This is a genomic window from Actinacidiphila polyblastidii (genome assembly GCF_036353415.1).
Taxonomy (GTDB): Bacteria; Actinomycetota; Actinomycetes; order Streptomycetales; family Streptomycetaceae; genus Actinacidiphila; species Actinacidiphila polyblastidii.
The window spans coordinates 1-14,558 of the sequence record NZ_JAZEWV010000012.1 but is presented as its reverse complement, the minus strand read 5'-3'; the positions used below and the strand labels follow the sequence as shown (position 1 = coordinate 14,558).

11 protein-coding genes and 2 pseudogenes are annotated in these 14,558 nt (G+C 68.2%); 12 read left to right on the top strand and 1 reads right to left on the bottom strand.

Annotation, left to right across the window (positions count from 1 at the left end):
• The first annotated feature begins 52 nt into the window (after window positions 1-52).
• The 7 genes from casA to cas2e all read left to right on the top strand — a co-directional run bounded on the left by casA (window position 53) and on the right by cas2e (window position 6,581).
• On the top strand, window positions 53-1,600 hold the full coding sequence (gene casA, locus V2S66_RS16705; RefSeq protein WP_330796477.1) for a type I-E CRISPR-associated protein Cse1/CasA: 1,548 nt from the start codon (window positions 53-55) through the stop codon (window positions 1,598-1,600).
• 72 nt (window positions 1,601-1,672) lie between these two features.
• Window positions 1,673-2,446, top strand: coding sequence for a type I-E CRISPR-associated protein Cse2/CasB (gene casB / locus V2S66_RS16700; RefSeq protein ID WP_330796215.1), 774 nt, complete (start codon window positions 1,673-1,675; stop codon window positions 2,444-2,446).
• A 76-nt stretch (window positions 2,447-2,522) separates the two neighbouring features.
• The gene (gene cas7e, locus V2S66_RS16695; RefSeq protein WP_330796213.1) at window positions 2,523-3,707 is read left to right on the top strand and encodes a type I-E CRISPR-associated protein Cas7/Cse4/CasC; all 1,185 of its coding nucleotides are present in this window, start codon (window positions 2,523-2,525) and stop codon (window positions 3,705-3,707) included.
• Window positions 3,704-4,579 carry a type I-E CRISPR-associated protein Cas5/CasD gene (gene cas5e / locus V2S66_RS16690; protein ID WP_330796211.1) on the top strand — a complete coding sequence of 292 codons (876 nt, stop codon included), beginning with the start codon at window positions 3,704-3,706 and terminating at the stop codon, window positions 4,577-4,579. The genes cas7e and cas5e overlap by 4 nt, the downstream gene beginning before the upstream one ends.
• Window positions 4,576-5,250 (top strand): type I-E CRISPR-associated protein Cas6/Cse3/CasE, encoded by a 675-nt coding sequence (cas6e, locus tag V2S66_RS16685; RefSeq protein ID WP_330796209.1) that lies wholly within the window; start codon window positions 4,576-4,578, stop codon window positions 5,248-5,250. Before cas5e ends, cas6e begins: the two co-directional genes overlap by 4 nt.
• Window positions 5,247-6,245: a type I-E CRISPR-associated endonuclease Cas1e gene (cas1e, locus tag V2S66_RS16680; RefSeq protein ID WP_330796207.1), complete on the top strand. Its 999-nt coding sequence runs from the start codon at window positions 5,247-5,249 to the stop codon at window positions 6,243-6,245. The genes cas6e and cas1e overlap by 4 nt, the downstream gene beginning before the upstream one ends.
• Window positions 6,246-6,269: 24 nt before the next feature.
• Window positions 6,270-6,581: a type I-E CRISPR-associated endoribonuclease Cas2e gene (gene cas2e / locus V2S66_RS16675; protein ID WP_330796205.1), complete on the top strand. Its 312-nt coding sequence runs from the start codon at window positions 6,270-6,272 to the stop codon at window positions 6,579-6,581.
• Window positions 6,582-8,044: 1,463 nt separating this feature from the next.
• On the opposite strand, the gene V2S66_RS16670 is transcribed toward cas2e, so the two are convergent.
• On the bottom strand, window positions 8,045-11,302 hold the full coding sequence (locus V2S66_RS16670; RefSeq protein ID WP_330796203.1) for a tetratricopeptide repeat protein: 3,258 nt from the start codon (window positions 11,300-11,302) through the stop codon (window positions 8,045-8,047).
• A 164-nt stretch (window positions 11,303-11,466) separates the two neighbouring features.
• Between V2S66_RS16670 and V2S66_RS16665 the strand changes: the two are divergent.
• The 5 genes and pseudogenes from V2S66_RS16665 to V2S66_RS16645 form a co-directional block, all read left to right on the top strand.
• Window positions 11,467-11,997: pseudogene (locus V2S66_RS16665) on the top strand (transposase); the annotation flags it as partial.
• 167 nt (window positions 11,998-12,164) lie between these two features.
• Entirely contained in the window at window positions 12,165-12,563 is a 399-nt protein-coding gene (locus V2S66_RS16660; RefSeq protein ID WP_330796476.1) for a transposase, read from the top strand.
• Window positions 12,523-13,581 carry a tyrosine-type recombinase/integrase gene (locus V2S66_RS16655; protein WP_330796200.1) on the top strand — a complete coding sequence of 353 codons (1,059 nt, stop codon included), beginning with the start codon at window positions 12,523-12,525 and terminating at the stop codon, window positions 13,579-13,581. The genes V2S66_RS16660 and V2S66_RS16655 overlap by 41 nt, the downstream gene beginning before the upstream one ends.
• The gene (locus tag V2S66_RS16650) at window positions 13,578-14,447 is read left to right on the top strand and encodes a hypothetical protein (RefSeq protein WP_330796198.1); all 870 of its coding nucleotides are present in this window, start codon (window positions 13,578-13,580) and stop codon (window positions 14,445-14,447) included. Before V2S66_RS16655 ends, V2S66_RS16650 begins: the two co-directional genes overlap by 4 nt.
• Window positions 14,369-14,558: pseudogene (locus V2S66_RS16645) on the top strand (hypothetical protein); the annotation flags it as partial. The gene V2S66_RS16650 and the pseudogene V2S66_RS16645, both read left to right, overlap by 79 nt.

The window sequence follows — 14,558 nt, the reverse complement described above, 5'->3', positions numbered from 1 at the left end:
GACCTCGCCCTCATTCTGTCCCATGGAAGGAAGTCGCTGACCAGTGACCAGCATGTACAACCTGCTCGACGAACCGTGGATACCGGTGCGGTGGGGCCCCGACGCTCCCGACGGCGAGCCGCCCGATCGTGTGGGCTTACGCGAAGCCCTGCTTCGCAGCCAGGACATCGCCGGCCTCGCGGTCGCTGAGCCTCCGGCGCATGCCGCGCTGTTGAGAGTCCTGTACGCCCTCGCTGCCCGTGTCACGGGCCTGGACGAGGCGGGTCCGGGCAACTGGTACCGGCGCCGTGAGGTGATCGGTGACGCGGGGCGGTTCCCGGCGGCGGGTGTTGCCTCTTACTTCGCGCCGCGCGCCGATCGATTTTTCCTCTACGACCCCGACCGTGGTCGTCCGTGGATGCAGGACATCCGGCTGGCGCATCAGTGCGACCCGGTGAAGACCGCAGGCGTCAACAAGTTGATCGTGACCCGCCCTTCGGGCAACAACCACGCGTGGTTCCGGCACGGCAGCGATGCCCGGCCCGATCTGCCGACGGCTCCCGAGGCCGTGCTCAACCTCCTGGTGTGGCACTACTACGGTCCCTCCGGCCGCTGTTCGGCCCGTGAGGTGAACGGCGTCAAGAGCGCCAGCACCACGGCCGGGCCGTTGCGTACCGCGATGTCATACCACCCTGAGGGCGCCTCGCTGTTCGAGACGCTGCTGGCCGGTCTGGTCCCTCCCAAGGTGACCGTGCGCCGTACGCAGGACCTGTGCCCGTGGGAGACGGCTGAACTGCCTGACCCGGAGGAGCTGCCGGCGCCGCCGACCGGCCCGTGTGCCCGGTTGACCGCCTGCTCGCAGCACGCTCTGCTGCTGGAGCCGGGAGGGGAGCGCGGGGAGGTGGTGCAGGATGCCTTCATCACCTGGGCGTACCGCAGCGGCCGTATCGAACGTGACGACGACTACCTGATCTGGCAGATCAGCAAGCAGGGCAACCGCTACCCGCGTCCGGCCGACTCCCAACGGGCGCTGTGGCGTGACCTGGACGCGCTGCTGCTGCACCGAATGACCGAGGACGACGGACCGCAGCGCCCGGCGGTCTTCGATTCGGCCGAGGAACTGGGGGAGTGGCCGCTGCGGGTGCGGGCGCTGGGCTTCGAGCAGGAAGGCCAGGCCAAAGACACCCAGTTCGTCGAGGGGTCCACACCCGCGGTGCTGGGCCACGCCGAGGAGCTGAAGGCGTCCGTGCGTCCGGCAGTGGCGCGGCTGCGGCAGTACGGGGAGCTGTACGGACGGCGCCTGGACCGTGCGGTGAAGCGGGCGTGGGCCGCGTACGTCGATGACGCGAAGGCCGACGGCGGTACATGGTCCGCCGAAGCCGCAGCCCGCTACTGGCCGGGCGCGGAAGCCGAGTTCTGGGCGCGCTTCAGACGGCTGGACCGCACCAGCAGGACCCTGGGTGGAGGTCTCGACCTGGACACCACGCGCTCGGCGTTCCTGCGCCTGGCCGAGACGTCGTTCGACACGGTCACCGCGTCGGTGACACGGACGCTGCGCGGTGCGAAAGCGGTGTCCGACGCAAGGATCGAGCTGTACGGCGGACGCCGCCGCAACCGCTGACAGGGACCGTTGCCGCCGACACCGGCCAACAACTCAGCTCCCTGTTCTCCTTCGACCGACAGAAGGCCCTGTATGACCACCCAGACCGAGTCGGGCGACCGCTCCGCGGCCCGACCCACCCTGCACCAGAAGTACGTCCAGCGGATCGAGGACCTCTGCCGCACCGACCCGGGAGCGCGCACCGCCCTGCGCAAAGGGCTACGGCGCGGCCTGGACGATGTGGCGCGCACCGGCGGCATGCACCGTCTCATCACGCCCTGGATGCCCCGGGGCCCGGAAACCGCCGAGAACGAGCAGCGCGCGTACTTCACGATCGCCGCACTGATCGCCGCCCAGCCCCGCTACAGCTTCGCCGCCCCCGAGTCCCAAGATGCCGTGGGGGAGAAGGGCGACGGTGTGTCCGCCCCAGCGCCCGCCGCCGACACCGGCACGACGACGGTGGTGACGCCCGCCGAGCAAGCCGCTACGCACCGCCGCTCCGGCGGCAGCCTCGGGAGCGCGTTCGCGCACGCCGTCGTCCAGTCACCCGGCCGGGAACGGGAGATGCGGCTGTCCACCGCGGAGAGCCGGCTGAACCTGCTCACCCGGCAGAGCGTCAACGGCCTGCACCGGCATCTGCCCTCCAGCGTCGGCTACTTGCGCGACCTGGACGTGCCGGTGGACTGGGCGAGGCTTCTCGGCGACCTGATCGGCTGGCAAACCCGTTCGGGCCGCATCTCCCGACGCTGGCTCCAGGACTTCTACTGGCTGTGCGCCCAAGCGGACCGGGACAACTCCGCCGGCGCCGACCGCCAGGAGGCGGCAGCCGAGGAGGCCGCCGAGGGAGCAGCCGCCACGCCGCAGTGACCAGCGCCCACCACGCCGCCGCCACCCCTGCCCCCGCCCTGCTCGCAACAGACCCGACCCGTACGGAGAAACCCTGATGACCACCACCCCCGCACGCTTCATCGACATCCACGTCCTCCAGTCCGTCCCCTTCGCCAACCTCAACCGCGACGACACCAACTCGGTGAAGACCGTGCAGTACGGCAACACGCTGCGCACCCGAGTCAGCAGCCAGTCGTGGAAGCGCGCGGTGCGCGACGTCTTCCAGGAGCGCATCGGCCACGCCGCCCTGCGCACCCGGCGGATCGGAGAGCGCGTCACCACCGAACTGGAAAGCCGCAACTGGCCCCAGACACTTGCCCAGCGAGCCGGCGGCCACATCGCAGCAGGCAGCAGTATCAAGTTCGAACTGGCCAAGAAGAAGGACGAGCCCTCGCAGATCGTTCCCAACAAGGTCCTCACCAACGCCATGGTCTACGTGCCCGAAACCGCCGTCACCGAACTCGCCGACCTGGCCGAGGAGCACCGGAGCGCACTCGAGGCGGCCGCGGACATCAAGAAGCCGACCGACAAGAGCGTCCTGCCCAAGGACCGCATCGAGCGGGTACTGCGCTCCCGCAACGGCGTGATCAACCTCTTCGGCCGGATGCTCGCCGAAGTCGACGACGCGGGAGTGGACGGCTCCGTCCAAGTAGCCCACGCCCTCACCACCCACGAGACGGACGTCGAACTCGACTACTTCTCCGCAGTCGACGACATCACCGCCGCCTGGCAGGACTCCACCGGCAGCGGGCACATGGGCCACATCGAGTTCAGCGCCGGCACGTTCTACCGCTACGCCACCGTCGACCTGCGCGACCTCGCCGCGAACATCGGCGACGACCCAGTAGCCGCACGGGAGTTGGTGGGCGCCTTCCTCTCCGCGTTCATCGAGTCGCTGCCGCAGGCCAAGAAGCACTCCACAGCCCCCCACACCATCCCGGACCTCGTACACCTGTCGGTCCGCAGCGACCGCCCCCTCTCCTACGCGGCGGCCTTCGAAAGGCCCGTCCGCGCCGCCGCCGAGGGCGGCTTCATGGACGACTCCATCCGCCAACTGGACACCTACGCCCAGGCCGCCAACAAGCTTCTCGGCGCCGGCCGCATCCTCGCCTCCGGGTGGGCCGCCAACCAGGTGCAGAAACCGACCGGCCTGGGCACCCCCCGCGACTCGTTCGACGAGCTGATCACCAACGCCCTGGACACCGCGCTCGGCCAGCAGCCCACCGGAACCGCCGCATGAGCACCGCAACCGCCGCCGGCGCCGGCACGAACGCTGCCGTGGTCGCCGAACCAGGACTGCTGCTCCGGCTCGCCGGCCCCCTGCAGTCCTGGGGCGAACGCAGCCACTTCAACGAGCGGGACACCGCCGCATTCCCCACCCGCTCCGGAGTCCTGGGCCTACTGGCAGCCGCACTCGGCCGTGGACGCGGGGCGCCCGTGGACGACCTGGCCCGGCTGTCACTGACCGTCCGAGCCGACCGGCCCGGCGTGATCCTGCGCGACCTGCACACCGTCGGCGGAGGGCTGCCCGCCAAGGCCACCGTCACCACGGCCGAGGGCAAGAAGCGCACCGGCGACACCGGCACGCTGCTCACCCACCGCTCCTACCTCGCCGACGCAGCCTTCACCATAGCCCTCACCCTTCCAGCCGATGCCGATGTAGGAGCCGAGGAGTCCCTCTTGGAGCGGTACGCGCAGGCGCTGCGCTCGCCGCAGTGGCCCCTGTTCCTCGGCCGCCGCTCGTGCCCGCCCGAAGGACCGGTGCTCCTGGGACGCAGCGGTGACGCCCTGCACCACCTCGTCCACCTGCCACTCGCCGGACGGCCACCGCGCGGCGCGCCGCAGGCGGTGGAATTCCTGTCCGACCGCCCGTTGCACCGACTCCCCGTGCCCGCCCACCTCAACGCCGACCACAGCGACGACGGCACCCACCCCGCCGGCGACATCAACGACGACCCCATCTCCTTCCACCCCCGCCACCGTACCCACCGCGCCCGGCCGCTCTACCGCCGCGCCGTCCACCTGCCATCCACCCAGTACGCCGGCCTCGGCACCGACGGCCTCACCGGACTCGTCAGCTACCTGAACACCCCCGAAGGGAGCCTGCGGTGACCGTCTGGCTGACCCGCATCATCCCCGACCCCCGCTCCCGCGACGCCCGCCACGACACCGAAGGCACCGGCGCCGCCGTGCACCTGCACCGTCGCCTCATGGCCCTGTTCCCTGACGGCATCGGCCCCGACGCCCGCGCCCAACTCGGCGTCCTCTTCCGCAGCGAGGACAACCCCACCGGTCCCCAGATCCTCCTCCAAAGCCACCACTGGCCCGACCCGACCCGCCTCCCGGCCGCCTACGGCACCGCACTCAGCCGCCCGCTCGACCCACTGCTGGACGCCCTGGCCGGCGGCCTGACCATCCGCTACCGCTGCGTGGCCAGCGCCGTCCGGAAACCCGGCGCCACCACCCGCGAACTGTACGACCTGCCCGCCGTCGTCGCACTCCGTGGCGCCCCCGCGGACGAATGGTGGTCCCGCCAGGCCGAGGCCGCCGGCCTCAAACCCCTCACCGTCCAATCGCAGCCACTCGACGCCGTACAGGGACAACGCGGCACCAGCGGCGCCGCCGCACACCAACGCGTCCGCCACGCACGCACCCAGTTCGACGGCACCGCCGCGATCCTCGACCCCGACCTGCTACGCGCCGCGATCACCCAAGGCATCGGACGCGGCAAGGCATACGGATGCGGACTGCTCAGCATCGCCCCCGCCCGGGCCTCCGCATGACCCCACCCACGACCAGACGCCCCACCGCACCGGCCGACGCCCGCCGTCGACTCGCCGCCCCCACCGTCGCCATGCTCCCCCGCATTGCCGACTCCCTCTCCTTCCTCTACCTCGACATCGTCCGCATCCACCAGGACGACACCGGAGTCTGCGCCGAGATCACCAGCGAACGCCGCGGTACCGAAACCGTCTACCTGCCCACCGCCGCACTGGCCTGCGTCCTGCTCGGCCCCGGCACCTCGATCACCTCCCGCGCGCTGGCCACTTTCGCCCGCCACGGCACCACCGTCCTCATCACCGGCTCCGGCGGAGTGCGCTGCTACGCCGCCGCCCTCCCCGACTCCCTCACCACCACCTGGCTCGAACGCCAAGCACGCGCCTGGGCTGACAACGACCGCCGCCTGACCGTCGCCACCGCGATGTACGAAAAACGCTTCGGTGCCGGAACCGTCCCCACCGGCTCCAGCCTCGCCCAACTCCGTGGCTTCGAAGGACAACGCGTCCGCGCCCACTACCAACTCCTCGCTCGCCAATACAAGATCGGCCGCTTCCGCCGCGCCTACGACCCCGCCTCCTGGGACACCCAGGACCCGGTCAACCTCGCCCTGTCCTCCGCCAACACCTGCCTGTACGGCATCGTCCACGCCGCGATCCTCGCCCTGGGCTGCTCACCCGCACTCGGCTACGTCCACAACGGCAACCAGCAAGCCTTCGTCTACGACATCGCCGACCTCTACAAAGCCCAACTCACCATCCCCCTCGCCTTCTCCCTCCACGCGTCCACCAACCCCGAAGCCGAAGCACGCCGCTCCTTCCGCGACGGCCTGCGCCTGTTCAAACTCCTCCCACGCATCGCCACCGACATCCAGCAACTCCTCGACCCCGACACCGACCGCGACACCCCCGACCCCGAAGAACAACTCGTCGACCTCTGGGACCCCATCACAGGCACCATCCCCGGCGGCCTCAACCACGCCGAAGACACCACCCCCTGACCCTCACCCAGAAGAACCCTGCCGATGCCCTCCATGATCGTCCTGTCCGCCACCGCCATCCCCGACCACCTCCGCGGCGCCCTCAGCCGCTGGCTCCTCGAAGTCACCCCCGAGCTGTACGTCGGCTCCGTATCAGCAAGAGTCCGCGAAGAGCTCTGGACTGCCATCGCCGCCACCACCGCCCACGGCACCGCAGTCCTCGCCCACCCGGCCGACAACGAACAAGGCTTCACCATCCGCACCGCTGGCAACCATCGCCGCAACCCCTTGGACTTCGACGGCCTCACCCTCGTCGCATTCCAGCGCGAACATAGAGAAACTGCAGAGCGCTTCTAGAACCGCGGGTCGCGAAGGGGTGCTCTCCGCGCGAGCGGAGGTGACCTGGGCCGACCGCCCCTCGTCCAGGGCGATCGTCTGGTGCTCTCCGCGCGAGCGGAGGTGACCTCGCCTGGAACAAGGCCGCGCAGGAGATCGCGGGAAAGCTCTCGCGTTCTTGGAAATGATCTTCAAGGGTCGCTGGCCCCCTGCCCGCGAGTGGTTCGAGGCAATCATCGCGTACACAACCACTAACGCCGACATTCGGGCATTGGCTGGCGCATGCCCGCACTTGTGGAACGACTACAACCCACGGCGTAGGATCCGAGACGGCGGCGGATCCATTGGATTCGGCTCCGGATGTTGGCTCCTCGAGTTGCGCATCCGGAGGGTCGGTCTCTCTGGGCACGACAGTTCCTTGTGGCCAGGGCTGTCTCTCTGGCAAGTCACGTCAGGGAGGGCAGGGGAGCGCAAGGGGAGCGCGGACGCCTTTGGACGCCGCGGCCCGAGTCAACGCGACAGAGTCTCACGCATCCCTCCTGATCAGTCAGAACAAGATTCCGTGGTACTGCCGGACATGCCATGTCACGATCGCTGGCGTACTCGTAATGCGTAGGTCTCGGGTTCGAATCCCGAAGGCGGCTCCACGAAACCCCAGGTCACATAGCCCGTGACCTGGGGTTTTTGCTTTTCTCCCGTGCCTGGCCGGTTCTCCGCTGTGCCCGGTGACGCCTGCAGAGGCCAAGGGGAGCGCGAGGGGAGCGCATCTTGACAGGCGAAGGACAACGGGCCGTTCCCGGGGAGCGCGCGGCGGAAGCTCGGCCGGGGGGCTGCCGACGTGGTGGTCCGGCGACGGCGCCAGACGTCCTCGACCGGTCGTCGGGCTGAGCCCGGAGCGCGGACGGCTCCCTCGGGTGGGCACGGACTGGCGCAAGCAACTGCAGGCCGCCACCGGGCCGCAGCCCAGCAACCAGGCCCGCCGGGTCCGACTGGAGCCGAAGCATCCGATTGAGGACGGGGTTCACTTCACCAACGAGTGGGAGCACCGTGTGTACACGGTGCTCAAGGAGCGCCAGGCCGCCCTGCCGGAGAACCAGACCATCGGCATCATGCCGCTCGGTGCGATGCGGGTCCTGGGGCACACCTTCGAGCCCGACCTGCTGATCACCTACCGGGGCCGCGTCGGCGTCATCGAGATTGACGGACCTCACCACAAGGGGCGGGCCTCGGACGACAAGAGCAGGGAGCGGCTACTGCGGAAGGCGGGGATCAAGCACATCGACCGCATCGATGTCCGCGACAGGACCCAGAAGCCCGAGGTGGAGAAGTTCGTGACGGACTTCCTCAATCACCTCGTCGAGGATAGGGCTCCCCGCAACAGGCCCGGCCGGTTGTACGAGGGCGGTCGCTACTTGGTGACCACCAGCTGGAACGCCGGATTGGTGCTGCGGTCCTGGAAGCGTGTGCGCGGCGAATGCGTGTGGTCACGGTGTCTCGGGTCCTCCCCAGGGGCCAGCAGCCGATGGATCGTTCGCAATGATCTCCCGCCAGATGTTCAGCAGCCGTTCGACGCCGGGAAGGGGTTCATCTCGGGTGACCAGATCGTATAGGGGGCGGTTGAACCGGTCGGCGGGGCGACGCACGCTCATTGCCGTCCGGAGTGTCTGGATGGCTGCTTCCACCTCGCCTAGGATTGCGAGCGCCAGGGCGCGTGCCTCAGCGGTTTGGAATGGTGGAAGGCGAGTCCTCGCTGGCGGCGGCTTGTCGACCGCATCGAGCACCGACTGCGCCGTATGCAGAACCTCCGTACTGAGCGCGGGATCGGTGCGGTCAAGGGCGCACAACAACAACTGCACGCCCGGCAGTGCACCGTCGCACAGATGGGAGGCGCGCGACAACTGAGCGCGGGCCTCTTCCCGATCGCCATCGAAAAGTCGCAGCATACCCAATTGCCAGTGCGTAGCCGCGCTGTCGGAGTCGAAACGGAGGGCTTGCCGGTAGGCCCTTTCGGCCTCGGCGAACCGGCCCATGTTGCGGAGCACGTTCCCGAAGCAGTGGTGCGCGGTGGCGTTGCCGGGGTCGAGGCGGAGGGCATCCCGGTAGGCGTCCTCTGCTTCAGCGTAACAGCCCAGGAAATAAAGGACGGCTCCGAGGTTCGAGTGGGCAGAGGACATGTCGGGGTCGAGGTGGAGGGCATCCCGGTAAAGCTCTGCGGCCTCGGCGTGCCGACCCAGGTGGTGTAGGAGGAATCCGAGGTTGTTGTGCGCCGTGGCATTGCGGGAGTCGAGGCCAATGACATGTCTGTACGTGTCTTCGGCTTCGACGTGCCGGCCCAGATCGTGCAGGAGGGACGCGAGGTGGCTGTGGGCGGTGGCGTTGCCCGGGTCGAGGCTTAGGGCATCCCTGAAGACGTCCTCGGCTTCTGCGAGTTGGCCTACGCCGAAGAGGGCGGTCCCTAGATCGGTCCGGATGTAGGCGTCGTCAGGGCGATACTGAGCTCCCAGCCGTAAGATGGCCAGCCTGGTTCCTTGCATGTCGGGGAGCGGCGTCGCCCCTTCCGAATGGTACGACTGGTCGGTAGCTTCGCGGCTTGGGGCGGTGCTCCGCCACAGCCGGTAAACGGCTTCACCGATTCTTTCGGCGGGTGGGCCGCTGTCGGGGGGAAAGTCCGCGGCAACGTGTTGTAGTGCGGCTACCTGCTGGGGCAGGTCCACCTCGGAGTGATTGGCATAGACGGCGCCGAAGAGACTCAGGTAGGGCTCCGTAGGACCGGCCAGGACAGGGTCTTCGGGCATACTGTCGTCAGAGACGAGAGCGCTGACAACTGCTCGCACGGCTCGCCCGTCGTGCCAAGGCCGCGAGTCGGCCGCGGCTGCAGTGAGCTGATTGATCAGGTTTCGGTCGGGGGCAGGGCAGTAGGGGGCGAAGCGGCTGCTGGTCTCGACCAGAAGGCGAGCGAATTTGGGCTGGCGAATATACGCGACGGGGTAGAGGCGACGCAGAAGGCGGGCACCCTGAACGGGGCTCGCCCAGTAGGTGTGCCAGAGCAACCCGACTGCTGTAGCGCGCCAGTCGGGGTCTCTGAACTGCTCTTCGATGGTTGAATAGGGCATGGCAGCCAAGCGCTGGCGCAGGTGGTCGGTGGCCCGCTGATTCATTGCCGTGTGCGTTGTTGTGTGCCGGTCCATGCTCGCAAGCTGGTGGAGGCGGATAGCCCTGGTCACGTCGCCGTGGATGCGTCCCGTGCGGCCGTCGACGAAGTCGTGACGCTTGGCCAGACCCGGCAGGATCTCCGCGACCTCCGTAGCCGAACACCCCCATAGGGCCGCGAGAAGCGTTTGATCAGTGCCGTCGGCCCCGGACTGCCGCGGTACGTCACCGAAGGCACTGATACTCACTGAGAGGCCGCCGTTGCCATCGTTGGGGTTGTCGGGCCAAGGGCTGGTCTCGGTGTGGTGCAGCAGGGCCAGGCTGATCAGCAAGCGCAGGTCGTGGTGGAGGTCGCTGTCGGGGCGGCTGGCGTGGACGAGGTAACGGGTGGCCATATCGCTGACGATCCGGGATACCCGGCCGCTGCTGTCCACGTCCGGATATAGGTCGTCGAGGGGTTGGTTCTTGCGGAGGCGGTCGGCGAGAAGTGGGGTCAGCAGGGAGACCGCTAGTGGGATGCCGTGAGTGAGGGCAATGATGCGGGTGATGTCCAAGCGGGGGAGCGCGTCCTGGCCGAGGTGCTGGGTGAGGTAGTCGGCCACGGTGCGATCGTCGAACCGGGTCAGGCCGATGAGACGCAGGCGGTTGTCGTTGAGGTCACGGCGGTAGGCGGCGGATTCAGTGTCACCGGCAGGAAGCAGGTCGGGGTCCAGACGCATGCCCAGCACCCAGATGGTCTGCTGTCCGCAGAGGCGGCTAATCTCCCGTAGCCACGGCCCGCTGCCGCCCAATAACTCGCAGGTGTCCAGCACTACTACGACCGGGAATTTTCGGTTGATAGTGCGCAGGGCTTTAGCGAATGCCGTCACCACGGCATCGACCCCTCCCACCAGCACCTGGTAGTCGGAGATGTCTATCTGATCGGCTCGATTCTGGCGCACAGCATCCATTATTCCTGCACCGGCTTCGGCGGCGCGGGAAATAGGAGTAGTAATGGTGCCGGGAGCACCGGCGAGCCCGGCTAATTTGCTGACCCGAGTGACGATCCCGGCGAGTTGCTCGGGTGACATCCGCCGGTGTCCCAGGACGTTACCGATGCCCAACCGGGCGGCCTCCTCCTCCAACTCTTTCATCCGCGTGATCTGTCTGCGGAATTTTTCGAATGCCAAGCCAACCTGCTTGCTGCGGCGACGGGCGGCTACGGCGTCAAGCCAGTTGGCCCGCTGATCAGGAACGGTTGCGTCTTCCAAAGCTTTCCGGATTCGCTCAAGCACCTGCCAGACGGGAGGCCCCTCGAAGGAGACATAGTCTCTGGAGTGCCGACTGCGATCTTCTTCCCAGTCGACCTTCGCGACCAGGAATTTTCCTTCTCGTACCGCGTGCCCATCTCCGCCGGCGAGCTCCGCGAAGCGATTGAGAAGGGTGGTCTTGCCGATTCCTCCGTAGCCTTGTACCAGGAGCACGAAACCCTCATCCGGACCCCTCTTCCTCCGGCCTATAACATCTGCCAGCACCTGCAGGAAACGGCCCTGCTCATCACTGCGTCCCACGAACATGCTCAAACCGGGCTCCCGGCGGTCGAAGACGATCATGGCTTCATAGTCGTACCCCGTCAGTCAACACTCGAGCGGGGGGAGTGTCTAATAAACGGCGGATCTGTTGATCATGGAGACGTCAAGTGAGTGAGATGACGATCGAGGACGAGTCGGTGGCTGAGCCGGTCGGCGTGGCAACGTCGGACGAGCAGTTGATCGCGATGCTGGTGGACCGGGCCCGGAGCGAGGGTATGCAGCCGACCGGTGCGGGCAGACTGCTGCGGCAGCTGACCAAGCGGGTGCTGGAGTCCGCCCTGGAGGGCGAGAGCACCGACCACCTCGGCTACGACAAGCATGATGCAGCTGGCCGGAACAGCGGCGACAGCCGCAACGGCACCCGGTCCAAGACCGTGCTGACGGATGTCGGACCGGTCGAGGTCAAGGTGCCCCGGGACGTGGAGGGCAGTTTCGAGCCGCAGATCCCGCGCAAGCGGCAGCGTCGGCTGACGGGCGTGGACGAGATGGTGCTGTCGCTGTCCGCGAAGGGCCTGGCCCACGGGGAGATCTCCGCGCACCTGTCCGAGATCTACGCGGCCGAGGTCTCCAAGCAGACCATCTCCACCATCACTGACCAGGGGATGGAGGGCATGGCTGAATGGCAGAACCGGCCGCTCGATCGCGTCTATCCTGTGTTGTTCGTCGATGCCATCAACGTCAAGACCAGGGACGGGAAGGTTGCCAACCGGCCCGTCTAAGGCGCTGTTGTCGTACCGATCTTGAGGGTTCGGCTTCGAACGGGGGTCCCGGTCGGGTGGTCGTGCAGTGCTCAACGCATACAGGCAGGGTCTCCTGAACAAGTCGTTGGTGTCGAATCACCGAGCAACATCAGGAGGCCCTGGTGCCGCAGTGTTCCGCGTTAATGGTTGGCCAGTCCAGTTCGGTCACTCCGGAGTGTGACTGTTTGGCTCACCGGTTCGGAAACGCCGGCGACAACGGGACTCGGCGGCGGTGTTATCCGTCGGACATGATGGACGAGGAGTGGGCAGCCGTCCGGCCGTTGCTTCCGGTCCCGGGCTGGTTGCGATGTCGGGGCGGGCAGCCGGAGGCGTACTGCCACCGGGCAATACTGGACGCGGTCCGCTATCTGGTCGACAACGGCATCAAGTGGCGAGCTATGCCAGCCGATTTCCTACAAGTTACGTGGAATCTGGTGTCGCAGGATGCGTCTCGTATCCTGCGACGTTCCCGTGTACTGAGGAGATCCGTTGGGCAGCGCGGTGGTGCTGGAGGAGAAGTGGCCGGTCCTGGGTCGGCATGAGCGGGCGGCCGAGTGGCTGCGAGTGTGGACGGATCTGGGGCGGGCCCCGCGCACGATCGACGCGTACGCGCGGGGCTTGGCCGAGTACCTGACCGTCTGCGAGCGGGACGGCGTCGATCCGGTCGCCGCGAACCGACTGCAGGTGGCCGCGTTCGTGAAGGACCTGTCCACCCGGCCGAGCCGCCGGGGAAGCAACGTGGTCGCGCTGGACTCCGGGGTCGGCCTTGCGAACGCGACGCTGCAACAGCGGCTGGTGCCGGTGAGGCTGTTCTACGACTACCTCATCGAGGAAGGCATGCGGGAATCCAACCCGGTGGGCCGCGGCCGCTACACCCCCGGCCGCCAGTTCGGCGGCCACCAGCGAGGACTGGTTCCGCGCCTGACGAAGCTGCCGTGGATCCCGAGCGAACAGCAGTGGCTGGACCTGCTGGACGTCGTGCGGAAGGAGCCGGTGCGCAACCGCGTCATGCTGGCGCTGGCCTACGACGCGGCACTTCGACGCGAAGAGTTGTGCTCCCTGCGGACCGACGACCTCGACCCCGCCCACCGGACCCTGCGGGTCCGCGCGGAGACGACCAAGACCCGACGCGAACGCGTCGTTCCGTACTCGGCGGCGACCGGGGTCCTGCTGTCCGGCTACCTCGCGCACCGGGCCACAATCAGCCGGGCCCGCGGCCCGCTGTTCCTGTCGGAATCACGCCGCAACTACGGCCAGCCGCTGACCTTGTGGACCTGGTCCAAGGTGGTCCGGCGCGTCGCCCTCGCTGCTGACCTGCCGCACTTCTCGACGCACACCACCCGACACCTGTGTTTGACCGACCTGGCGAGGATGGGCTGGGAACTGCACGCGATCGCCACGTTCGCCGGACACCGCAGCACCGAATCGACGCTGACCTACATCCACCTGTCCGGCCGCGACCTGGCGGAGAAGCTGAACCGCGGCATGCAGCAGATCCATTCCTGGCGCGTGGACATGCTCACCAGGGCCGCCCAGACCGCCGGGACGGTCGCCCAGTGACCGCCCAGCCGATCCCAACGACCGCACCCCTCTGGGCATGGCCGGTCGACCTCACCCGGTACGACCGCCGCGGTCTGCTCACCGAAGCCGAGGCGGAGGCCCTGCGGAACTGCAGAATCGATCAGGTCCGCCGCCACGACCTGGCTGCGGACCCCGTGTCTCTGCGGCCAGCCGCCCGGCTGGTCCGGCCGCTCGCTGATGTCCTTGCTGCCCTGCACCTGCCACCGGACGACCGCCATCAGCGCCGGTATGCACGCGATGCGGCAGGACTCGTACTCATCCGCAGCGGCGAGCTCCGCCGAGCGTTCTGGGGCTGGTCGGTGCAGGACTGGGCGGACCTGATCAACACGGACGGCGCCGAGTTTCGGCGCCACTGGGGCGGGCAGATCGGCCCCAACGCCCGGCCGTTCCTGATCGCCTATGCCTACCTGCTCGGCGAATTCACGGCCTTCGAACGGCTTGGCCGGTTCATGCGGCCGAGCCTGGCTCGCCGGGTGTTCGGCGCCGGGCCCGTGGACATAGCTGTCGAGCAGGTCTGCACGGTGCTGGCCGACTGGGGGTATCGCCGCGATGCCCAGAAGCTGGAGACGGCGGTCTGCCAGGTGTTGCTGTTGAACCGCAGCCCGCAGCTGGAAGACCTGTCCGCCGAGGCCCTGGGCGAACTACGTGAGAGCCCGGCGATGGGCGGGCAGTGGGGCAAGGACCTGCACGGCGTCCACCGGGCGGTCGCGGCGCTCGGCCACGCGGCCCCGCCGAGGTTGGGCCCTGAGGCCGGGCCGGCGGCGGCCAGCCCAGCGAGATGCTGGTTTACCTGCGGGCGGACCCCAAGGAGGTCGACCTCGTTCCTGAGTTCACCCGGGACGTGAGCGGTCTGGGTCATCACGGGACCGGGGACCTGAGGTCCGGCTGCGCACCGAGAAGGACTTGGAGCGTGCCGGCGACCTGCTGCGGGGGGGGGGGCGGCCCCGGGGGCGGGG